The following is a 19,188-nucleotide window of genomic DNA, read 5'->3' as shown; positions in this document are numbered from 1 at the left end:
TTTTACTGCCGGAGGATGAGTTCCATGACGTCGGGAGTGAACAGGCCGCCCTTGAGCGAGGATGCGGCCGAAGCTATTGCCAAGGACATCAAGCAGGGCGAGGGACATGGCGCGACCTCCGAGGTGCCCATGTCGTTCTTGCAGAGCCTCTATCGCTCGCCGCTTGACCCGGCACGCCGGACCCATACGGGCTTCGTCGTGCTGGCGGTCATCGTGGCTCTGCTCGTGCTGTTCGTCCTGATTTGAGCTTGCCGGCAAAAGGCAGGCGGACCGGCGCGCCTCAACCGCGCCTTCTCGCAACGACCAATACCCCCGCAAGGACGGCGCAGAGCAGGCCGAGTGACAACGGCAACCCGTGGTGTCCCGTCACTTGCATGACAAGGCCCGTTGCTGGCGAGCCAACCATGCCGCCGAGGCCCCAGGCGAAGGCAAAGGCGGCGTTGCCGGCGATCAGGGTCAGGCCGCTGAATCGCTCGCCGAGCTGGATCAGCGACAGGGTATAGATCCCGAACGTCACCCCGCCCCAGACGAAAACAAGCGGCCAGATGAGCCAGCTTTCGAACAGCCATGGCAGCAGCAGGCAGCCGGCCAGGGAGGAAAGCACGCAGAACAGCATCGTCTGCCTCGATCCCCTGCGTTCGGAGAGGCGCCCGAGCAGGATCTGCAACGACGCGTTGCCGGCAATGAAGCAGGTGATGAGCGGCGCGACGCGCTCCTCATTGCTGCCAAGCGCTGCGCCATAGACCGCAAGCAGCGAAAGCAGGGTCTGCTCGAAGGCCGCAGCCGTTGCGACTGCAAACAGCAACAAAGGCGCCAGCGCGAAAAACCCGGCGACGGACGTTGCTTCCCCATCCTGCGGCATCTCCGGCAGGCGCGACACCAGGGCAAGCAAGATCAGACCGCAGGCGACAAAGGCCACGATGCCGATCAGGAACGGCGACCAGCCCGCCGTTCCGACCATCCCGAGCGCCAGCGGCCCTATGGCGAAACCGGCTGAAACGACGGAGGAATAGAGACCCATGATGCGGCCCCGGCGGGACGCGGGCGTAATGGCCACCAGCCAGGTCTCGCTGATCACGGAAAGCGGATTGGCGAAAACGCCCAGCAGAAAGCGAAGCGGCATCCAGGCCCAGACGTCGTCAGTCCACGCAATGGCGGCAAGCGTGCTGGCGGCCAGCACCGAACAGAGGATCGCGAGCCGGGTGCCGCCCAGCCGCCGCGAAAGCATCGGGATCAGAGGCGCCGACAGGATGAACCCCAGCGGCGTCATGGCCGCTGACAGGCCGATCAGGGCGGGTGCCGTCCGCTGCCGCTCCAGGATGAAGCTGAGCAGCGGATAGGTGAGCCCTTGCGCCACCGCAAAGACGGTAACGGTGGCGATGATACCCGCCATCGCCGCCCAGGGGGCTTGATCCTTGCGGAACGTCGTGATCACCTCGCCAAGGGTCGGCGCCGGTGGCGGTCGCTGGTCCGATGTCATTGCGCGGCTCACCTCAAAGCACTTGCCAGAAGGGCCTGGCGAGCTCCTCCTCGACTTGACGTCGCGTCAGGCCGATATCGTCGATCAGATGCGGATCGCCCTTGAGCTTTCGATCGAGCTCTAGGTGAAATTGGTTCCGTTCACGCCAGGCGGCGACCATCCGTTTCAGCGTCTCGACAGGGGAATGCGAACGCGTCGGGCTCCTCGGCGTCTCAGGCGCCGCGGCCTGAGGCGATGCAATGGGAGAAAAGGGGGCGTTGTTCATGACAACCTCGCTATCGGCTTTGAGGGTCGGGGGGACCCTCGATCTGAAGGAGGTTGGATTCTGCGGAATAGGATCGGCGCCGTACTTAAGCCCTTCCAAAAAGTTCTCAAAAACTTCCAAACGGGCTATAGATCGCCGCATGCAGGATACACGTTTTGCCTTTGGTCCGTTCGTGCTTGATCCGGGTGCGGGAACGCTCCTGCGGAACGATGATCCGGTTGCGGTCGGGCATCGCGGCGTGAAGCTGCTTGCAGCGCTCGTGGAAAGGCCGGGCGAAATCCTCGCCAAGACCGAGCTGATGGACGCGGCTTGGCCTGGTACGGCCGTCGAGGAAGGCAATCTCACAGTACAGATCGCACAGCTCAGGAAGCTGCTCGGCCGGGCTGCCGACGGCGGCGAGTGGATTTCAACGGTTCCGCGCATCGGCTACCGTTTCATGGGCAGTATCGAGCGGCTGGCAGGCGGGCGAAAGCCGCTGCCGTTGCCGGGCCGGCCTTCGATCGCGGTGCTGCCCTTCGTCAATCTCAGCAACGATCCCGATCAGGATTCCTTCGCGGACGGGCTGACGGAGGATCTGATCACCGATCTCTCCCGGAGCGGTGGTCTGTTCGTCATCGCCCGCAATTCCACCTTTGCCTACAAGGGCAGGGCGATGGATGTACGCGCGATCGCCGAAGACCTCGGCGTGCGCTACCTCCTGGAAGGAAGCGCAAGGCGCGCCTCCGGACGCGTACGCATCAACGCCCAGCTGGTCGATGCGCTGAGCGGAGAGCACCTCTGGGCAGAACGCTTCGACCGCAACCTGGAAGACATCTTTGCCGTTCAGGACGAGGTGACGGCCAAGATCGTCGAGGCGTTGCTCGGTCGGCTGCGCACCCCGCCGTCACGCAATCGCCCCAGGAGCCTCGAGGCCTATGATCTCTGCGTGCGGGCGCGCAAGCTGATCGACGATTCGCCGCAGACCGCCCGGGAAGCGCATCTGATGCTCACTCGCGCCGTTTCGCTCGACCCTGATTATGCCGAGGCCTATCGCTGGCTCGCCATGAACCACTGGATGGGCTGGGTGCACTGGGGCGAGCCGATCGTACCGACCCGCGGCATCGCCCTGGAATTGGCGCGCAAAGCCGTCGCGATCGATCCCAACGACGCCGGTTGCCGCTGGGTGCTGGCCAATCTGCTTGCCTATGAGCGCAACTTCGCCGAGGCCGACGCGGAATTTGCCAGGGCCATCGAGCTTGACCCGAACGAAGCCGACACCTGGGCGACATTGTCCGACATCACGATCCTGGCAGGCCGGGTCGAGGAAGGGCTGGAGCACATTCGCAAGGCCTTCCGGCTGAACCCCTATCCGGCAAGCTGGTACTATCTGACACTCGGCCAGGCGCAGTATGCGGCCGGAGACTACGAAGCCGCGGTCGAGACGCTGCGCAAGGACGAGACCTACCGCACCAGCTCGCGTCGCTTCCTGGCGGCGAGCCTCGCGCAATTGGGGCGGTTCGACGAGGCACGCGCCGAGGTCGACCTGTTCCTCGTCGCCAACCCGCATTTCACGACCGGTTTCTGGGCGACGACCGAGCCGTTTCGTGACGCAGCGACGCTCGCGCACTTCGTGGACGGATTCCACAAGGCCGGCCTTCCGGACTGATGTTGTCTCGGGCCGTCGGGCCTTGCCGACCTCAAAAAAGAAACCCCGGCGAGGTGTCTCGCCGGGGTTTTCTATAGAAGCTGGGTCGTCAGTCAGCGGCTTTGCCGCTGCCGTCACTCTGCGTCGGCGGTCCTGAGCGCATCGAGTGCCGGCATCGACGTAATGTTGTAGCCGGAATCGACATAGTGGATTTCGCCGGTCACGCCGCGCGAAAGGTCCGAAAGAAGGTAGAGGGCCGAGCTGCCGACATCGTCGATCGTGACGGTGCGGCGCAGCGGCGAGTTCTTCTGCTGCCAGGACAGCATCGCCCGGGCGTCGGAAATGCCGGCGCCGGCAAGCGTGCGGATCGGGCCCGCCGAGATCGCGTTGACGCGAATGCCGCGAACGCCATAGTCGGCGGCGAGATAGCGCACCGACGCCTCGAGCGCTGCCTTGGCGACACCCATGACGTTGTAGTTCGGCATGACGCGCATCGAGCCGCCATAGGTGAGCGTCAGCATCGAGCCGCCCTCATCCATCAGTTCGGCAGCCCGCTTGGCGATCTCGGTGAAAGAGAAGCAGGAGATCACCATCGTGCGGCTGAAGTTGTCGCGCGAGGTGTCGGCGTAGAGGCCCTTCAGCTCGTTCTTGTCCGAAAAGCCGATGGCATGAACGATGAAGTCGAGCTTGCCCCAGCGTTCCTTGATCGCATCGATGACCGCATCGACAGACGCAATGTCTTCGACATCGCAAGGAAGCAGGAAGTCGGAACCGAGCTCGGCCGCCAGCGGCTTGACGCGCTTACCCAGAGCCTCGCCCTGAAAGGTGAAGGCCAGTTCCGCGCCTTGCGCTGCAAGCGCCTTGGAGATGCCCCAGGCAATAGAATGGTTGTTGGCCACACCCATGATGAGGCCACGCTTTCCAGTCATCAGTCCCGTCATGGTGTTATCCGTTGTAGCGCTGGAAGACGAGCGTTGCGTTGGTGCCGCCGAAGCCGAAGGAGTTCGAAAGAACCGTATCGATCTTGGCATTGTCGATGCGCTTGCGAACGATCGGAACGCCATCGAATTCCGGGTCGAGCTCGCTGATATGCGCGCTTTCGCCGATGAAGCCCGCCTGCATCATCAACAGGCCGTAGATCGATTCCTGCACGCCGGCCGCACCGAGCGAGTGACCCGTGAGCGACTTGGTCGACTGGATGTGCGGCATCTTGCTGCCGAACACTTCGCGGATCGCGCCGATTTCCTTGCTGTCGCCAACCGGGGTGGAGGTGCCGTGGGTGTTGATGTAGTCGACCTCGCCCTTCACGGTCGAGAGCGCCTGACGCATGCAGCGGATCGCGCCTTCGCCCGACGGAGCCACCATGTCGTAGCCGTCGGAGGTGGCGCCATAGCCGACGATTTCGGCGTAGATCTTCGCGCCGCGGGCCTTGGCGTGCTCCAGTTCTTCGAGAACGAGAACGCCTGCGCCACCGGCAATGACGAAGCCGTCGCGGTTGGCGTCATAGGCGCGCGAAGCCGTCGCCGGCGTTTCGTTGTACTTCGACGACATGGCGCCCATGGCGTCGAACAGGTTGGACATGGTCCAGTCGAGGTCTTCGTGACCGCCGGCAAACATCACGTCCTGTTTGCCCCACTGGATCATCTCGGCGGCGTTGCCGATGCAATGGGCCGAGGTCGAGCAGGCCGACGAGATCGAATAGTTGACGCCGTGGATCTGGAACCAGGTTGCAAGCGTCGCCGACGCCGTCGAAGACATCGCCTTGGGAACGGCGAACGGGCCGATGCGCTTCGGGCTGACGTTCTTGCGGGTGATGTCGGCCGCTTCAACGATGGTGCGGGTGGACGGTCCGCCCGAGCCCATGATGATGCCGGTACGCTCGTTGCGGGCGATGACGGCTTCTTCCAGACCGGAGTCGGCGATCGCCTGCTTCATCGCCACGTGGTTCCAGGCGCCGCCCTGAGACAGGAAGCGCATGGCACGGCGATCGACGAGTTCGGTCGGATCGAGCGACGGCGCGCCCCAGACCTGGCACTTGAAGCCATTCTCGGCGAAATCGGGAGAAAACGTGATGCCCGACTTGGCATCGCGCAACGACGCCGTAACTTCGTCTGCATTGTTCCCGATCGAGGAAACGATGCCGAGGCCCGTGACAACAACCCGTCTCATGGTACTGACCTTTTCTTTATTTCGTTGGCTGCGGAAAGGCCTGGATTTTACTCGGCCTTATCCTTCGACAGGCCGACGCGGAGGTCGGTTGCCTGATAGATAGTCTCGCCATCGGCTTTCAGCCAGCCGTCGGCCGTGCCGAGCACGAGTCGTCCGCGCATGACGCGCTTGAAGTCGATGCCGTACTCGAGAAGCTTGGTATGGGGACGCACCATGCCCTTGAACTTCACTTCGCCGGTGGAAAGCGCCATGCCGCGGCCGGGCTCGCCAAGCCAGCCGAGGTAAAAGCCGGTCAGCTGCCACATGCCGTCGAGGCCGAGGCAGCCGGGCATGATCGGGTTGCCCTGGAAGTGGCAGGGAAAATACCAGTCGTCCGGCCGCACGTCGTATTCGGCGCGCAGGTAACCCTTGTCGAAGGCGCCGCCGGTCTCGGAGATTTCGGTGATGCGGTGGACCATCAGCATCGGCGGCAGCGGCAGCTGGGCATTGCCGGGGCCAAACAACTCACCACGGCCGCAGGCCAGGATTTCCTCATAGCTGAAGCTGGATTGTCTGGTCGTCATGAATAGATGTTTCCCCGCGTAACAAATTGTGTTGTCCGACCTGCTTTAGAGCAAGTTCGGCTTGAAATGAAGCGTGGCGACCCGGATCTTGCGGTTTTCCGTCCGGTCTCCATCGCTTCTGATGGCGATTTCACTCCGCCGTCGCTTACAGGATCAATGTGGGCGCGACCAGAGTTAATTGCCAGCATTCCCCGAGTTTGACCGGTTTTTCGGGCTTTGCAACGCCTGTCAGGGCTGGAATCTATTGAAAGGCGAGGACGTAAAAGTTATATCGCGGAGGAAGTATTGTGAATTTCGCCGGGATACATGGAACGACCCTTGATGACGAAAGCAACAGAAGTGAGTTCGGAAGAAAGGCTACGCCACTCAGGCCTGCGTCCGACCCGTCAACGCGTTGCCCTCGCCGATCTGATCTTTGCCAAGGGTGATCGCCACCTGACCGTCGAAGAACTGCACGAAGAGGCCGTCATGGCCGGCGTGCCAGTGTCGCTGGCGACCGTCTACAACACGCTGCACCAGTTTACCGAAGCCGGCATGATCCGCGTGCTGGCGGTGGAAAGCGCCAAGACCTATTTCGACACCAACGTGTCGGACCATCATCACTTCTTCGTCGAGGGCCAGAACGAGGTTCTCGATATTCCGGTCAGCAACATCCACATCGACAATCTGCCGGAACCGCCCGAGGGCATGGAGATCGCCCATGTCGACGTGGTCATTCGTCTGCGCCGTAAAAACGACCGCTGATCCGGCGGCCACCGTCATGGTGGCCGCGATGGCGATCGATCGCCGCTATTCCGTCACCGTCAGATTGGCGCGCATGCCGGCCTCGTAGTGTCCTTTGATGTTGCAAAGGAGCACGTAGCTGCCCGGCGCGAGCTTGGCTTTCAGCTGGCCGTCGGCTCCGGGCTTCAGCTCGGAAACCTCGCCGAGGCTCTTGAGCTGCTTTTCGTCGACCCGATGCTTGGCCGCGATGAGATTGATCTTCTGGTCGGCTGATTTCAGCTTCACCAGCACCATCTCGTGCTCTTCCGTCATGGCGTCGTTGTGCACCAGGAAGACAGTCTCTCCGGCCTTTATCGTCGACTGGTCGAGTGTCAGTGTCATCGGGCCGCCCGCTTCACCACCTTCGACGACCTTGACGGTCGTGGCGGCAAATGCCGGCGAGGCCATGCAAAGAAGGGCGAGTGCGGCAAGCTTGTTGCTGAAGAAACGCATGCTGTATCCCTTTCGCTGAAGCCGCCCGGGTGGCGGCCGACACCGCATCAACTACGATACCGGCGCTGTCCGCCGCCTGTCATAGGCACGCACGTGCGAAAGGCTCACATCACGTCGTCCGGATCGCGGCCCGGCAGCGCCTTGCCGGTCGGCAGCGTCCATCCGAACTTGAGCGCACCGGCACGCACGGCAAAGGCCGAGGCCACGCCGAGCGTTGAGGCGGCCACAAGTGGTAGTCCTACCATCGTCGCCAGCACGTAGGCACTGGCACCGATCAGCGCTGCCGTCACATAGACTTCCGGCCGCAGCAGCACCGAGGGTTCTCCGGCCAGCAGATCGCGAAGCACGCCGCCGAACGTCGCCGTCAGCATGCCGGTAACGAGCGCGACGCTCGGCGACCCCGTCGCTGCATAGCCTTTCGCCGCACCCATCACGCAATAGGCCGACAGCCCGATCGCATCGAGCCAGACGAGGACCCGGTAGCGGGAATCGAAGAGATGGGCGGTGAAGAACAGGAGAACGGCGACCGTCGCGCAGACCAGAAGATAGGTCGGATTGGTGACCCAGAAGACGGGCGTTGCGCCGAGCACGACGTCACGCATCGTGCCGCCGCCGATGCCGGTGACCGAGGCCAGGAACAGATAGCCGATGATGTCGAGTTGCTTGCGCGAGGCCGACAGCGCCCCGGTTGCGGCAAACACGGCCACACCGGCATAGTCGAGGATTTCGAGGATCGGCATGGGCGCTCCGTTTCAGCCCGATTGGCTCCCGCAGATCATTAGCGCACCGTCGGGATGAAGTCAGGAGGCGCGCTGCCGTTTGCTGCACTGGGGCGTGTCATGGTCGTCTAGCGCGGCAGCACCGTCTGAGTGCGGCCGAGCAGGTAATAGGCGACGAGCCCGGTCCATTCCTTGGCGGCCGTCGTCGTCAGCTGCGCGTTCAGTGAGGGCTGGGTGAAATCGAAGCCAAGCCGCACCTTGCCGCTGGTGCGGTAGTCGGTCGGCCAGGGCAGGACGTCGATGTCGTTGGCGCGGAACAGCCCGACGGAGCGCGGCATGTGATACGCCGAGGTGACGAGCGCACATTGCGTCAGCCCGTTTGCAGCCAGAAGATCCTTGGTGTAGCGCGCGTTCTCGAAGGTGGTGCGCGAATCTTCCTCGCGGATCACCCGATCGGCCGCAATGCCGAAGATGTCGAAGAACGCCTTCGAGGCCAGCGCATCGCCCTCGTAGGCGCCGCTGATCGAGCCATCGCCGCCGGAGACGAGGATTCGTGCTTCGGGATAGCGCTTGGCGAGGCTCGCTGTCTCGATGAAGCGGTCTGCTGCCTGGTTGAGCTCCGTGCCGCCGCGGCTTGCCATGACTTCGTTTTCGAAGGCGCCGCCGAGCACAATGATGCAGGAAAGCGCTGTCGGCGGCGTCGGGCGCACAAATCGATCCTCAAGCGCTTGCAGGGCATAGGGGCCAGCGGTGGTGAACAGGCTGACGAAAAGAACCAGCGCGCCCAGGCTGCCGAGAACGGCGCCGATGCGGCGCCAGCCGATGGCCGTCGCAAGCAGCCCGGCGATGACGGCGAGCAGCGAGAACGACAGCGGCTGCACAATGAGCCAGAAGATTTTCGAGATCAGAAACATGGCACCAGCTTCTGCGTTCCGCTGCTTAACAAATCATGAATGCATGGCGCGCGGCCGGATGTTGCGCGCGAAACGGCTGTTCGCGTTCGCGCAAGGTAACGCATGCACCATGTTCATCCGAACGTTGCGTGGGCGGCCCCGGCCACCACTTTCATTTGAAGCCGAAAGGAGTATCATCCGCGAGATGACCACGATAGCCGGCTTCCGATCGCAGCTGTTTCGTGCCGCCAACGAGGTCCATGACCTCACCCCGGTGCAGGCACAGCGTTTGCTTGAAGGCGCAGTGGCGCTGATCCGCTGCATGCGCGAGCAGACAGGCATGGAACCGAACACCGAAGCGCCGGACGTGACCAACATCCTGCTGGACATTGCCGGTTCCATACCCAAACGGTCCGAGCGCGAAATCCGCAATGCTCTGCTCGAATCCGCCGACATCATCCGGTTGCTGACGATGATCCTGGATTCGCTGGACGAAATGGCCGCGAACGAGGGTCCCTGAGGACTGGGTACTGATCAATCGAAGGAAGGTTTTGGTGGAGCTAAGCGGGATCGAACCGCTGACCTCTTGCATGCCATGCAAGCGCTCTCCCAGCTGAGCTATAGCCCCATATCGGGTTCCGGCTAGGCCGGTCCGGGAAGTTCGTCGAGCTGTTGTGCTCGGCGAGTGGCGGCTTATTACTTCCCCTTTTTGAGGATGGCAAGCCGAAAAATGCGTGGCCCGTGGATTTATTTTTTGTCCGGGCCGTTTTTCTCCCGTCCGGGCCACTTTGGCCGAGGACGGGAGCATTTCTTTGTCATTTGAAGCGCTTAGACGTCTTCTTCGTCGTCCGACACGCCAATGAGGTCGCTCATGTCGTCGTCATCGTCTTCGTCGTCGGTCTGCAGGAAGGTGTCGTCATCGTCGTCGCCGTCGATTTCGACGTCGTCGTCGCCGAGATCCGGCAGGTCGTCGCCGCCCGCTGCCTCATCATCGGCATCCTCGAGCGAAACGAGTTCGACTTCGGTGTTCTCTGCGTCGACTTCCGTTACCTCTTCTTCTTCTTCCTTCTCGAGCACCTTGGCGACCGAGGTTTCTTCGAAGAAGGACAGCGGATAGGACTTGCCGGTGTAAGGCGAAACGATCGGATCACTGTTCAGATCGTAGAATTTGCGCCCCGTTTCCGGGTCGATGCGCTTTGTTCCAAGTTCCGGTTTTGCCACAGTCAAAGCCTCTTGAATGGCCGGCCGAGCCGGCGCTTGCCGGAAAGCCGGCGGGTGGAAAGGGTATCAAGCTTATGATGATTAGCCGGTCCCCATAATCGTCTTGGCCGCATCTGTCAAAGACAAATCGCCAAAGCCCCGGCGTTGCTGGCTTTCCGGCTCTTGCCCGCCCCTTGTGGCGCTCCTCGAGCGGCCGCAATTTATGGAAACACGCAGCGAGGGTGTGATAGGAGTGCCGCGGTGCGGGCGCGGTTGTGCCCTTCGGTAAGAACGCCCTTTCGGGCCAGAGGATGCCGCATGTCTCATGGATCGGGCCCGAGACCCGCCACTGCCCGAAAGTCCGCCGATCTGCGCGGCTCGATCCGCATCCCCGGCGACAAGTCGATCTCGCACCGGGCGCTGATGCTGGGCGGGCTTGCTAGCGGCGAGACGCGCATTACCGGCCTGCTACAAGGCGCGGACGTGATGGCCACCGGCCGCGCGATGCAGGCGATGGGGGCCCGCATTCGTAAGGAGGCCGATACCTTTATCGTCGATGGCGTCGGCAACGGTGCGCTGCTTGCGCCGGAAGCGCCGCTCGATTTCGGCAATGCTGGCACAGGCTGCCGTCTGGCGATGGGGTTGGCGGGCGTCTACGACTTCGAAACGACATTCCTTGGCGATGCTTCGCTCAGCCGCCGGCCGATGGCGCGGGTTCTCGAGCCCTTGCGTGAAATGGGCACGCAGGTGAGGGCCGCCGCAGGCGATCGCCTGCCGGTGACCCTACGCGGACCGAAGACGCCTGCCCCGATCACCTATCGCGTGCCCGTCGCCTCCGCACAGGTGAAGTCGGCGGTCCTGCTTGCCGGTCTCAACGCGCCCGGCATCACCACTGTCATCGAACCGGTCATGACGCGCGATCATACGGAACGGATGCTGGAGGCATTTGGCGCCGCACTTTCTGTCGAGACCGACGTCAGCGGCGTCCGTACGATCCGCCTTGACGGTCGCGGCAAGCTTACCGGCCAGGAGATCGACGTGCCCGGCGATCCCTCGTCTGCGGCTTTCCCGCTGGTCGCAGCCCTGATCGTCCCAGGCTCCGACATCACGATCACCAACGTGCAGATGAACCCGACGCGCACGGGCCTGATCCTGACGCTTAAGGAGATGGGAGGGGATATCGAGGTGATCGGCAGCAGACAGGTTGGCGGGGAGGACGTGGCGGATCTGCGCGTACGGCACTCGGAACTCAGCGGTGTCACCGTTCCCGAAGAGCGCGCCGCCTCGATGATCGACGAGTACCCGGCTCTCGCCATCGCCGCTGCCTTCGCCGAGGGGAATACCGTCATGGCCGGGCTCGACGAACTGCGTGTGAAGGAGTCCGATCGCCTCGCCGCCATCGCCGCGGGCCTGAAGCGCAATGGCGTCGATTGCGAGGAGGGCGCCTCGTCGCTGGTCGTGCGCGGCCGTCGCGACGGTAAGGGGCTCGGAAGCGCTGCCGGCGCGACCGTAAACACCCATCTCGATCACCGCATCGCCATGAGCTTCCTTATTTTCGGGCTTGCATCCGAACATCCGGTCACCGTCGACGACGTGTCGATGGTCGCGACAAGCTTTCCTGAATTCATGGACCTCATGACCAGCCTCGGCGCGAGGATCGCGTGAGACCCACGATTCCGGCGGTAACAATGAGATGGCTGCTGACACTCGCGGTCGTGGTTCTTCTGACGTTGCTGACGCAGATCGGTGGCGCCGTCTGGATCGTCACTCTTGGGCTCCTGCGTCGAAGGAGAGCCGGCGTTGCCGTATTTCTGGCGCTCTTTCTCGGCCTCTATGCGGCAGGGACCGCGCTCAGCTATGCCATTGCGCCGATCTTCGGCCGCGTTCCTCTGCCCTGTTTCGACGACGGCACGTCGCGGCTGAAAATGCAGTCGCCGCTCTTCTGTGTCCTGAACCGCCAATATGTCGTTCCGGAACTGAAGGAAGCGGCCGCTGCCCTGTCACGCCATGTGGATCAGGTATTCCCCGGAACGACCACCTTGGCGCTCGACGCCAACTTTCCGTTCTTCGACGGTTTTCCGCTCTTCCGCATTTGTCCCATTCGGACGGTCGGAAGCTCGATGTCGCGTTCTTCTATCAGGATGCCGAGGGCGATTATGAGGATAAGGCGACCCGCTCGCCGATCGGCTATTTTGCCTTCGAGCAGCCGCGACCGGACAGCATTCTCCCATGCCGGGATCGCGAAGACCTCTTGACCTTGCGCTGGGACTTGGACTTCTTGCAATCGCTGTGGCGGCCCTTGCCGCTGGAAGAAGGCCGGACCGCAGAGGCGCTCCGCTGGCTCTCGGCCGAGGGGAGCGGTTTCGGCATCGAGAAGATTTTCGTGGAGCCGCATCTGGCGCAGAGACTTGGCGTCGAAGCGGGGTCCATTCGGTTTCAGGGTTGCCGGGCCGCCAGGCACGACGACCACATACATATGCAGGTTGGAAAATGACGTTCACCATCGCTATCGACGGACCGGCCGCAGCCGGCAAGGGCACGCTCTCGCGCCGCATCGCCGAGGAATACGGCTTCCATCATCTCGATACCGGCCTCACCTACCGCGCCACCGCCAAGGCGCTGCTCGATGGCGGCTTGCCGCTCGACGACGAGGCGGTCGCCGAGAAGGTGGCGCGCGAGGTTGAACTGGCCGGGCTCGATCGCTCGGTGCTTTCCGCCCACGCGATCGGCGAGGCCGCATCGAAGATTGCGGTCATGCCGGCCGTGCGCCGGGCGCTGGTCGAGGCGCAGCGGGCTTTTTCGCTGCGCGAGCCCGGCACGGTGCTCGACGGCCGCGACATCGGCACGGTCGTCTGCCCGGATGCGCCGGTGAAACTCTACGTCACGGCGTCACCGGAAGTCCGGGCGAAACGTCGCTATGACGAGATCATCGGCAACGGCCAGCCGGCCGATTTTGGGGCCATTTTCGAAGATGTGAAGAAGCGCGACGAGCGTGATATGGGCCGCGCCGACAGTCCTTTGCGCCCGGCCGACGACGCGCACTTGCTTGATACGTCTGAAATGAGTATAGAGGCGGCGTTTCAGGCCGCGAAGTCTTTGATCGATGCGGCCCTGATCAAGAAGATCTGAAGAAGAGCCCATCCCCGACACTGTCAGGATCGCTCTTCTTGCATAAGCCTGAAATTCCGTCCACGCGCCGGATTGTCCCTTCGATGGGGCGGACTGGGTTCAGGCCTGTTCAACACCAGCCCCCGGCGCATATGCGTCTCCCCCGTGAGATGCATGCAGGAGATTCCATGTCTGCTACCAACCCAACCCGTGACGATTTCGCAGCGCTTCTCGAAGAATCCTTCGCGAAGACCGATCTCGCCGAAGGCTATGTTGCCAAGGGCATTGTCACGGCCATCGAAAAGGACGTCGCCGTTGTCGACGTCGGTCTGAAGGTCGAAGGCCGCATCGCTCTGAAGGAATTCGGCGCGAAGGCGAAGGACGGCTCGCTCAAGGTCGGCGACGAAGTCGAAGTCTACGTTGAGCGCATCGAAAACGCGCTCGGCGAAGCTGTTCTGTCGCGCGAAAAGGCTCGCCGCGAAGAAAGCTGGATGCGCCTGGAAGTGAAGTTCGAAGCCGGCGAACGCGTCGAAGGCATCATCTTCAACCAGGTCAAGGGTGGCTTCACCGTCGATCTCGACGGCGCCGTTGCCTTCCTTCCGCGCTCGCAGGTCGACATCCGTCCGATCCGCGACGTCACCCCGCTGATGCACAACCCGCAGCCCTTCGAAATCCTCAAGATGGACAAGCGCCGCGGCAACATCGTCGTATCGCGTCGTACGGTTCTCGAAGAGTCCCGCGCCGAGCAGCGTTCTGAAATCGTTCAGAACCTTGAAGAAGGCCAGGTTGTCGAAGGCGTCGTCAAGAACATCACCGACTACGGTGCGTTCGTCGACCTCGGCGGCATCGACGGTCTGCTCCATGTCACCGACATGGCATGGCGCCGCGTGAACCATCCGTCGGAGATCCTGAACATCGGCCAGCAGGTCAAGGTTCAGATCATCCGCATCAACCAGGAAACCCACCGCATCTCGCTCGGCATGAAGCAGCTCGAGTCGGATCCGTGGGATGGCATCGGTGCGAAGTACCCGGTCGGCAAGAAGATCTCCGGTACCGTCACGAACATCACCGACTACGGTGCGTTTGTCGAGCTGGAGCCGGGCATCGAAGGCCTGATCCACATCTCCGAAATGTCCTGGACCAAGAAGAACGTACACCCCGGCAAGATCCTGTCCACGAGCCAGGAAGTCGACGTTGTCGTTCTCGAAGTCGATCCGACCAAGCGTCGTATCTCGCTCGGCCTCAAGCAGACGCTCGAGAACCCGTGGCAGGCATTCGCGCATAGCCATCCGGCTGGCACCGAAGTCGAAGGCGAAGTCAAGAACAAGACCGAATTCGGCCTGTTCATCGGCCTCGACGGCGACGTTGACGGCATGGTTCACCTTTCCGACCTCGACTGGAACCGTCCGGGCGAGCAGGTCATCGAAGAGTTCAACAAGGGCGACGTCGTTCGCGCTGTTGTTCTTGACGTCGACGTCGAGAAGGAGCGCATCTCGCTCGGCATCAAGCAGCTCGGCAAGGATGCAGTCGGCGACGCCGCTGCTTCGGGCGAACTGCGCAAGAACGCCGTTGTTTCGGCCGAGATCATCGCGATCAACGATGGCGGCATCGAAGTGAAGCTCGTCAACCACGAAGACATCACCTCGTTCATCCGCCGCGCTGACCTGTCGCGTGATCGTGACGAACAGCGTCCGGAGCGTTTCTCGGTTGGTCAGGTTGTCGACGCTCGCGTCACCAACTTCTCCAAGAAGGACCGCAAGATCCAGCTGTCGATCAAGGCTCTGGAAATCGCTGAAGAGAAGGAAGCCGTTGCTCAGTTCGGTTCGTCCGACTCGGGCGCTTCGCTCGGCGACATCCTCGGCGCCGCTCTGAAGAACCGCCAGAGCAACGAATAATCGTTGCCTGACGTTTGAATTGGAAAACCCGCGGAGAGCGATCTCCGCGGGTTTTTCTTTCTGACCAAGTCCGAATTGTGAAATCGGCCCCCAGCTCTGGATGGAGCTAGGCCCGAGCTTAAGGCTGAACCGGCGTTTTAGCCGAGACCGCCGAGCCTGCGGTAAAGATCGTAGGCGTCGGGCGTTTCCGGTGCCTCGCCCTCCGGCATGGCTTCGCCGGTCGGCTCTCCGTCGTCCGGATTTCCGTCGCCTCCCTCTTGTGCCGTTTCTTCCTCACCCGCTGCATCTTCGCCCGAGCCTCCGGGCATGCCGCGCGAATGGTCTTCGCCTTCCACCTCGCCGGCGGCCACTGGATAGGGGATCATGGCGAAGGGGATGGCCTCGCGCGGCAGGCCGTTTTCCACCAGCCTGGCGATCATCTGCTGCACCGTCTGCTCGTCCGTGGCGCGTTGCGGGCGAATGTCCGTGGGTCCGCGCGGTGGTGCAGCGGTCTCCTCGGAGCGATCGTCGAGCAGCGACGGCAAGGTCGTGCCGGCGTCCGTTACGGCGCGCTGGCGGGCGGCGGCAACAGCGACGCGCATTCCAGCTTCCTTGGCAGCGGGCTGGGGCTGCGTAGCCGGCTCGTCCGTCTGCTGCGTCGCCGATCCCGGATCGCCATCGGCCGCGCCGGCAGGCAAGGCCACGCTGTCGCGGATGAGCGTCTTGATGGCCTCGGAGAGCACGCGTGCCGAGCGCACCTCCGGATCGTTGCGACCGGCGGCGGCGGTCCTATGGCCGTCTTCTTCGTCGGTATCGGGCAGCGGGCCGTAGGTGCCGTCGGGATCCTCGCCTTCGATCGTGTCGGCAGCCTCCATTTCATCGGCGCCATGCGCTTCAAGCGGTGTTGCGGCACTTTCTCCGGCGGGCGCTTCCGTCTCGCCGTGTCCGACTTCGCCGGATTGCAGGTCCTGCTCGGCCTCGGCGATGGGGCCAGACAGCGATGCCGCTTCCGCGATCTCGCCTTCGCCCGCAAGCAGCGAGACAGCGCTCCCGATCGGCGTGTCGCCCGATGACGCGCTCTTCGCGGCGTTCGCGCGCGCCTCACCCCGCTCCGTGGGCTTTTCGCTTCCGATCTTTGATGGCTCTTCGGTTCCGGCCGCGTCCAGATCCTCGCCCTGCGGCTCGGTCACATCGTTGCCGACGCCAAAGGTCTTGCGCAGCACAGCCTGTAGAAGTGCGACTTCACCACCGAGCGGCGTGCGTGCCGCGGTCTGGCTGAACGGCAGCGCCGGCTGGAGCGAGGGGTTGCGCAGGATGACGTCGCGCGCCTGCGCCGGCATGGGTGTCGCGGTGCCGCCCGGCGCGCTCGTGCCGTTGCGGATCGCCGGCAGGTCCGCTAGCAGGCCGACGCGGATTGAAAGATTGCGCCCGCCAAGCTGACGCTCCAGAAGCAGCCGGTCGGACGTCGGCATCGATTCGAGGAAGGCCACCAACCGCCGGACGAAATCGCGCCCGCCCTCCTGCGGGAGTGGCGGGAACTTCAGGATGCGCGCCAGATCCTCCATCAGCCGCACCAGCGCGTCCTTCGAAAGGATCTCACGACCGGAAAGATGCCGAGTCAGCGCATCGAGGATCTTCTGTATGGCTTCGCCACGCTGGCTGGCGGTCAATGGTGCTGCAGGTTGCAGCGTCCTTGCGCTCGTCTCTTCCGTTGGGGCCGCGGTTCGAGCCGCCTGGATGGGTATCAGCATTCTGGTCTCCATCTCGCTTGACCTCGGTTTGACCATTCGTCGTTGAACGACGAAACGCGCTCGGGCGCGGTCCGATTTTTCGGCTTGCGCGCGACTTTCTGTTCATCACTTGCGGGTTGGCGCCTCATGCGCGTCGTGGCGAATGGCCAGACAGCCGCGGCTCGGCCGCGGATAGGAGAATCGGCATGATGGTTTGAGGTTAGGGCAAAGAGGTTTATGAATTCTTAACCATGTCGGCTTCCGGCATGTCGCGACCCAGCTTGCGGACGGGTCGGCAGGGCCTATCTTTAAGGGAGCCGCTCTGCAGGCTCGAATGGTGTCTGTGCCAGGAGTTTCGGATGACAGTCCGTCCCCCAAAAGCCCTAAGCCCGAACTTCTCGACGGCCGGCGCCTTCAACGTGCTCGAATACGAATTGATGTCCGAGCGCGCCGATGCGCTTGGCCGGCATGGCCTCAAGGTCGAAAAGGCGCTTGCCGCGCTTGCGGCATTGAAGGGAGATGCGACGAGGGATCTACGCGAGCGGGCCCTCGACGAGGCGGCCGATGCCGTATGGGCCTTCCTCATTCAGCGGGAGATTTGCGGCCTGCGTGACAGCCGCGATGTGGTTCGCCGCTATGGCATACCCAAGGAGGTCATGGCGCGGCTCGGCATCGTGCGCCGAAAGCCGTCAGAGGCTTAGCGCAGCGAGCCTATAGAGGCCGTTGTCGTCGAAGCGCAGAAAGGGGCCGGCTGCCGTGCGTTGGTCGGCGATATTTTCCATCTCGTCCTTGAGGTGGAGCGCCCGCAGATGCTGCTCCTCTTCGTCGAGCGACAGCTTGTCGGTTCTGCGCGTCGGGTCACCGCGCAGGCTGTTGAGCTGGGCTTCCTCGGTCGATGCAGGCTCCGTCGCGCTTTTCAGGCGGTCGACGGCATTTGCGGCTTGTGCAGCGCTTTGAGGTCCCTTGTCGCTCGTTTCGCCGAGCGCAACCTTCAGTGCGTCGTTTTCCGGGCCGCCGGGGTTTTTGAGCGCCTCGACCAGCTCCGTAAGCGACAGTCCGAGCTTGTCGAGCCCCAGTTCTTCCTCGATTTTCGCAATGGCGGGCAATTCCAGCTGCTTCAGCTGGTTCTCGATTTCCCGTGCAAAGGCGGAATCGGACTTGAATGTTTCGCGCTCGATGCCGAAAAATTTTCCGACCTCACGGATGAGCACGGCGCGGTTGTTGTTGGCGTCGTTGCGAGCATGATCGAAGAAGTAGCCGTTGATCTTCTCGTTGGCGGCCTTTTGAGCGCCATCGGGCTCGACCTGCGCCCTCAGGAACCTCTCGTCCTTTGTACCCTTGGCCTTTTCTTCTTCCTCCGTCTGCCGCTTTTCGATGTCCTTGAGAATCGAGCCGACCAGATTGGTCGTTGCGGTTGCGGCAGATTGCTGGGTCGGAAGCAGCATGATTCATCCTGACAGCACAGTGGATCGTTTCGAAACGGTAGGCCTTCGCGGTTAATGCCGGTTTAACTGGCGCTGCCGAGATGTTGGGGCACGCAAGCGCCGGTGATGGCGCGCAAAACTTCCAACTCCCGCTAATGCGGGGCGGAGAGAAGGTGCGCAGGCGGTACGGCCAGGCCGCGCCCCAATTAGGCGCTAGAGCGTTTCTCGTGCGTTAATGCGGAAGCGCCGCGCTCTAGCGATAGGGCGAATAGCAGACCTTGTAAGCGCCGCCGTAGCTCAAGAACCGGTTGGTTGCCGGATTGTAGGAACGGTAGCGCGACAGGCACCAGCTGACATGGGCGTTGCCGCCACCGACATACCGATCGCGATAGTAGTAGTTGCCGCCGTAGTAACGGCGGGGATAATAGCCGCGATTGTAGCCGTAGCGGGGATAGTAGCCGTAGCGGGGGTAGTATCCGCCGCCATAGTAACCGCCGCCGTAGTATCCGCCCGAGCCGAAGTAGAGGGTCAGGCCGGAGCCGCCATAGTAGGGGCTACCCCATCCGCGTCTGTAATAGGGGCCCCCCCAACCGCCGCGCCAGCCATATCCGCCATATCCGCCGTAACGGCGGTGGTAATACTGCGCATTCTGGACGTCGCCTTGTGCCTTGATCTGAAGGTCGGGCGCCTGAAGCGGCATCGCCTGCGCAGGTCCGACGGGGGTGATCAGGGAGGCGGCGGCCAAGCTGCAGCCGATAACGAAATTGCGAAATCCCGTCATTTTGTCCTCGCTTTCGGAAAGCACTGCCTTCCGGTTGTGTCCCTGTCTGTATTACGTTTGCATTTCTTGGTTTATTCATGGCAATGGGCAGGGAGCGTGCAGAAGGGAGCCTCGGAGCTCCGGCCTTTGGCCAACTTGCCCGG

22 protein-coding genes and 1 tRNA gene are annotated in these 19,188 nt (G+C 62.8%); 10 read left to right on the top strand and 13 right to left on the bottom strand.

What is annotated here, in order from left to right; all coding sequences use genetic code 11:
• Positions 1-24 precede the first annotated feature (24 nt).
• On the top strand, positions 25-246 hold the full coding sequence (locus tag OVA00_RS18405) for a hypothetical protein (RefSeq protein ID WP_029742372.1): 222 nt from the start codon (positions 25-27) through the stop codon (positions 244-246).
• Between the two features lie 34 nt (positions 247-280).
• Here the strand turns inward: OVA00_RS18405 and OVA00_RS18400 are convergent, their stop codons facing one another.
• Together OVA00_RS18400 and OVA00_RS18395 are read right to left on the bottom strand one after the other, a co-directional pair.
• Entirely contained in the window at positions 281-1,480 is a 1,200-nt protein-coding gene (locus OVA00_RS18400) for an MFS transporter (protein ID WP_268089437.1), read from the bottom strand.
• 13 nt (positions 1,481-1,493) lie between these two features.
• Positions 1,494-1,745 (bottom strand): DUF1127 domain-containing protein, encoded by a 252-nt coding sequence (locus OVA00_RS18395; protein WP_060519868.1) that lies wholly within the window; start codon positions 1,743-1,745, stop codon positions 1,494-1,496.
• A 139-nt stretch (positions 1,746-1,884) separates the two neighbouring features.
• On the opposite strand from OVA00_RS18395, the gene OVA00_RS18390 reads away from it, so the two are divergent.
• Positions 1,885-3,390 (top strand): winged helix-turn-helix domain-containing tetratricopeptide repeat protein, encoded by a 1,506-nt coding sequence (locus OVA00_RS18390; RefSeq protein ID WP_060519517.1) that lies wholly within the window; start codon positions 1,885-1,887, stop codon positions 3,388-3,390.
• Positions 3,391-3,503: 113 nt separating this feature from the next.
• On the opposite strand, the gene fabI is transcribed toward OVA00_RS18390, so the two are convergent.
• The 3 genes from fabI to fabA are packed head-to-tail and all read right to left on the bottom strand — an operon-like array spanning position 3,504 to position 6,101.
• A complete protein-coding gene (fabI, locus tag OVA00_RS18385; protein ID WP_029742377.1) occupies positions 3,504-4,310 on the bottom strand; it encodes an enoyl-ACP reductase FabI in 807 nt (268 codons plus the stop codon).
• A gap of 4 nt (positions 4,311-4,314) precedes the next feature.
• Positions 4,315-5,538, bottom strand: a complete 1,224-nt coding sequence (gene fabB, locus OVA00_RS18380; RefSeq protein ID WP_029742378.1) for a beta-ketoacyl-ACP synthase I — start codon at positions 5,536-5,538, stop codon at positions 4,315-4,317.
• A gap of 47 nt (positions 5,539-5,585) precedes the next feature.
• Positions 5,586-6,101 carry a 3-hydroxyacyl-[acyl-carrier-protein] dehydratase FabA gene (gene fabA, locus OVA00_RS18375; RefSeq protein ID WP_029742379.1) on the bottom strand — a complete coding sequence of 172 codons (516 nt, stop codon included), beginning with the start codon at positions 6,099-6,101 and terminating at the stop codon, positions 5,586-5,588.
• A 321-nt stretch (positions 6,102-6,422) separates the two neighbouring features.
• On the opposite strand from fabA, the gene irrA reads away from it, so the two are divergent.
• Positions 6,423-6,845, top strand: a complete 423-nt coding sequence (irrA, locus tag OVA00_RS18370) for an iron response transcriptional regulator IrrA (RefSeq protein WP_029742380.1) — start codon at positions 6,423-6,425, stop codon at positions 6,843-6,845.
• A 45-nt stretch (positions 6,846-6,890) separates the two neighbouring features.
• On the opposite strand, the gene OVA00_RS18365 is transcribed toward irrA, so the two are convergent.
• From OVA00_RS18365 to OVA00_RS18355, 3 genes are all read right to left on the bottom strand, one after another.
• Positions 6,891-7,316 (bottom strand): plastocyanin/azurin family copper-binding protein, encoded by a 426-nt coding sequence (locus OVA00_RS18365; protein WP_034804743.1) that lies wholly within the window; start codon positions 7,314-7,316, stop codon positions 6,891-6,893.
• 104 nt (positions 7,317-7,420) lie between these two features.
• Positions 7,421-8,056, bottom strand: a complete 636-nt coding sequence (locus OVA00_RS18360) for a trimeric intracellular cation channel family protein (RefSeq protein ID WP_029742382.1) — start codon at positions 8,054-8,056, stop codon at positions 7,421-7,423.
• 107 nt (positions 8,057-8,163) lie between these two features.
• Positions 8,164-8,949 (bottom strand): YdcF family protein, encoded by a 786-nt coding sequence (locus tag OVA00_RS18355; RefSeq protein WP_034804736.1) that lies wholly within the window; start codon positions 8,947-8,949, stop codon positions 8,164-8,166.
• Between OVA00_RS18355 and OVA00_RS18350 the strand changes: the two genes are divergently transcribed.
• Positions 8,918-9,448 carry a hypothetical protein gene (locus OVA00_RS18350; protein ID WP_143106248.1) on the top strand — a complete coding sequence of 177 codons (531 nt, stop codon included), beginning with the start codon at positions 8,918-8,920 and terminating at the stop codon, positions 9,446-9,448. The genes OVA00_RS18355 and OVA00_RS18350 overlap by 32 nt on opposite strands.
• A 32-nt stretch (positions 9,449-9,480) precedes the next feature.
• Here OVA00_RS18350 and OVA00_RS18345 read toward each other — a convergent pair.
• Positions 9,481-9,556: transfer RNA gene (locus OVA00_RS18345), tRNA-Ala, on the bottom strand.
• Between the two features lie 200 nt (positions 9,557-9,756).
• Positions 9,757-10,149: a TIGR02300 family protein gene (locus OVA00_RS18340; RefSeq protein ID WP_029742385.1), complete on the bottom strand. Its 393-nt coding sequence runs from the start codon at positions 10,147-10,149 to the stop codon at positions 9,757-9,759.
• 297 nt (positions 10,150-10,446) lie between these two features.
• Here OVA00_RS18340 and aroA point away from each other — a divergent pair, with 297 nt between their 5' ends.
• From aroA to rpsA, 5 genes are all read left to right on the top strand, one after another.
• Positions 10,447-11,793, top strand: coding sequence for a 3-phosphoshikimate 1-carboxyvinyltransferase (gene aroA, locus OVA00_RS18335; protein ID WP_268089436.1), 1,347 nt, complete (start codon positions 10,447-10,449; stop codon positions 11,791-11,793).
• Between the two features lie 23 nt (positions 11,794-11,816).
• On the top strand, positions 11,817-12,383 hold the full coding sequence (locus OVA00_RS18330) for a hypothetical protein (protein WP_326494138.1): 567 nt from the start codon (positions 11,817-11,819) through the stop codon (positions 12,381-12,383).
• Positions 12,380-12,622: a hypothetical protein gene (locus tag OVA00_RS39810; protein WP_326494137.1), complete on the top strand. Its 243-nt coding sequence runs from the start codon at positions 12,380-12,382 to the stop codon at positions 12,620-12,622. Before OVA00_RS18330 ends, OVA00_RS39810 begins: the two co-directional genes overlap by 4 nt.
• Positions 12,619-13,257 (top strand): (d)CMP kinase, encoded by a 639-nt coding sequence (cmk, locus tag OVA00_RS18325; protein ID WP_113079403.1) that lies wholly within the window; start codon positions 12,619-12,621, stop codon positions 13,255-13,257. Before OVA00_RS39810 ends, cmk begins: the two co-directional genes overlap by 4 nt.
• Positions 13,258-13,406: 149 nt before the next feature.
• Positions 13,407-15,131, top strand: coding sequence for a 30S ribosomal protein S1 (gene rpsA / locus OVA00_RS18320; protein WP_268090342.1), 1,725 nt, complete (start codon positions 13,407-13,409; stop codon positions 15,129-15,131).
• Positions 15,132-15,268: 137 nt separating this feature from the next.
• Here the strand turns inward: rpsA and OVA00_RS18315 are convergent, their stop codons facing one another.
• On the bottom strand, positions 15,269-16,861 hold the full coding sequence (locus OVA00_RS18315; RefSeq protein ID WP_268089435.1) for a hypothetical protein: 1,593 nt from the start codon (positions 16,859-16,861) through the stop codon (positions 15,269-15,271).
• A 338-nt stretch (positions 16,862-17,199) separates the two neighbouring features.
• Between OVA00_RS18315 and OVA00_RS18310 the strand changes: the two genes are divergently transcribed.
• Positions 17,200-17,541: a DUF6665 family protein gene (locus tag OVA00_RS18310; RefSeq protein ID WP_089043107.1), complete on the top strand. Its 342-nt coding sequence runs from the start codon at positions 17,200-17,202 to the stop codon at positions 17,539-17,541.
• Here OVA00_RS18310 and OVA00_RS18305 read toward each other — a convergent pair.
• The gene (locus tag OVA00_RS18305; RefSeq protein WP_089043108.1) at positions 17,530-18,285 is read right to left on the bottom strand and encodes a hypothetical protein; all 756 of its coding nucleotides are present in this window, start codon (positions 18,283-18,285) and stop codon (positions 17,530-17,532) included. The genes OVA00_RS18310 and OVA00_RS18305 overlap by 12 nt on opposite strands.
• A 232-nt stretch (positions 18,286-18,517) precedes the next feature.
• Positions 18,518-19,045, bottom strand: a complete 528-nt coding sequence (locus tag OVA00_RS18300; protein ID WP_089043344.1) for a BA14K family protein — start codon at positions 19,043-19,045, stop codon at positions 18,518-18,520.
• Positions 19,046-19,188: the final 143 nt, after the last annotated feature.

The sequence above is a fragment of the Ensifer sp. SL37 genome (genome assembly GCF_026672675.1).
Taxonomy (GTDB): domain Bacteria; phylum Pseudomonadota; class Alphaproteobacteria; order Rhizobiales; family Rhizobiaceae; genus Ensifer; species Ensifer adhaerens.
The sequence above is the reverse complement of the archived record's forward strand: the minus strand, read 5'-3'. Positions and strand labels throughout refer to the sequence as shown.

Coding starts and splice junctions, on each gene's coding strand:
- OVA00_RS18405 (WP_029742372.1), top strand. CDS start 25: ATGACGTCGGGAGTGAACAGGCCGCCCTTGAGCGAGGATGCGGCCGAA.
- OVA00_RS18310 (WP_089043107.1), top strand. CDS start 17,200: ATGACAGTCCGTCCCCCAAAAGCCCTAAGCCCGAACTTCTCGACGGCC.
- aroA (WP_268089436.1), top strand. CDS start 10,447: ATGTCTCATGGATCGGGCCCGAGACCCGCCACTGCCCGAAAGTCCGCC.
- OVA00_RS18400 (WP_268089437.1), bottom strand. CDS start 1,480: ATGACATCGGACCAGCGACCGCCACCGGCGCCGACCCTTGGCGAGGTG.
- fabA (WP_029742379.1), bottom strand. CDS start 6,101: ATGACGACCAGACAATCCAGCTTCAGCTATGAGGAAATCCTGGCCTGC.
- OVA00_RS18350 (WP_143106248.1), top strand. CDS start 8,918: ATGAGCCAGAAGATTTTCGAGATCAGAAACATGGCACCAGCTTCTGCG.
- OVA00_RS18315 (WP_268089435.1), bottom strand. CDS start 16,861: ATGCTGATACCCATCCAGGCGGCTCGAACCGCGGCCCCAACGGAAGAG.
- OVA00_RS18300 (WP_089043344.1), bottom strand. CDS start 19,045: ATGACGGGATTTCGCAATTTCGTTATCGGCTGCAGCTTGGCCGCCGCC.
- OVA00_RS18365 (WP_034804743.1), bottom strand. CDS start 7,316: ATGCGTTTCTTCAGCAACAAGCTTGCCGCACTCGCCCTTCTTTGCATG.
- fabI (WP_029742377.1), bottom strand. CDS start 4,310: ATGACGGGACTGATGACTGGAAAGCGTGGCCTCATCATGGGTGTGGCC.
- OVA00_RS18395 (WP_060519868.1), bottom strand. CDS start 1,745: ATGAACAACGCCCCCTTTTCTCCCATTGCATCGCCTCAGGCCGCGGCG.
- OVA00_RS18305 (WP_089043108.1), bottom strand. CDS start 18,285: ATGCTGCTTCCGACCCAGCAATCTGCCGCAACCGCAACGACCAATCTG.
- cmk (WP_113079403.1), top strand. CDS start 12,619: ATGACGTTCACCATCGCTATCGACGGACCGGCCGCAGCCGGCAAGGGC.
- OVA00_RS18330 (WP_326494138.1), top strand. CDS start 11,817: ATGAGATGGCTGCTGACACTCGCGGTCGTGGTTCTTCTGACGTTGCTG.
- rpsA (WP_268090342.1), top strand. CDS start 13,407: ATGCATGCAGGAGATTCCATGTCTGCTACCAACCCAACCCGTGACGAT.
- fabB (WP_029742378.1), bottom strand. CDS start 5,538: ATGAGACGGGTTGTTGTCACGGGCCTCGGCATCGTTTCCTCGATCGGG.
- OVA00_RS18390 (WP_060519517.1), top strand. CDS start 1,885: ATGCAGGATACACGTTTTGCCTTTGGTCCGTTCGTGCTTGATCCGGGT.
- OVA00_RS18360 (WP_029742382.1), bottom strand. CDS start 8,056: ATGCCGATCCTCGAAATCCTCGACTATGCCGGTGTGGCCGTGTTTGCC.
- irrA (WP_029742380.1), top strand. CDS start 6,423: ATGACGAAAGCAACAGAAGTGAGTTCGGAAGAAAGGCTACGCCACTCA.
- OVA00_RS18355 (WP_034804736.1), bottom strand. CDS start 8,949: ATGTTTCTGATCTCGAAAATCTTCTGGCTCATTGTGCAGCCGCTGTCG.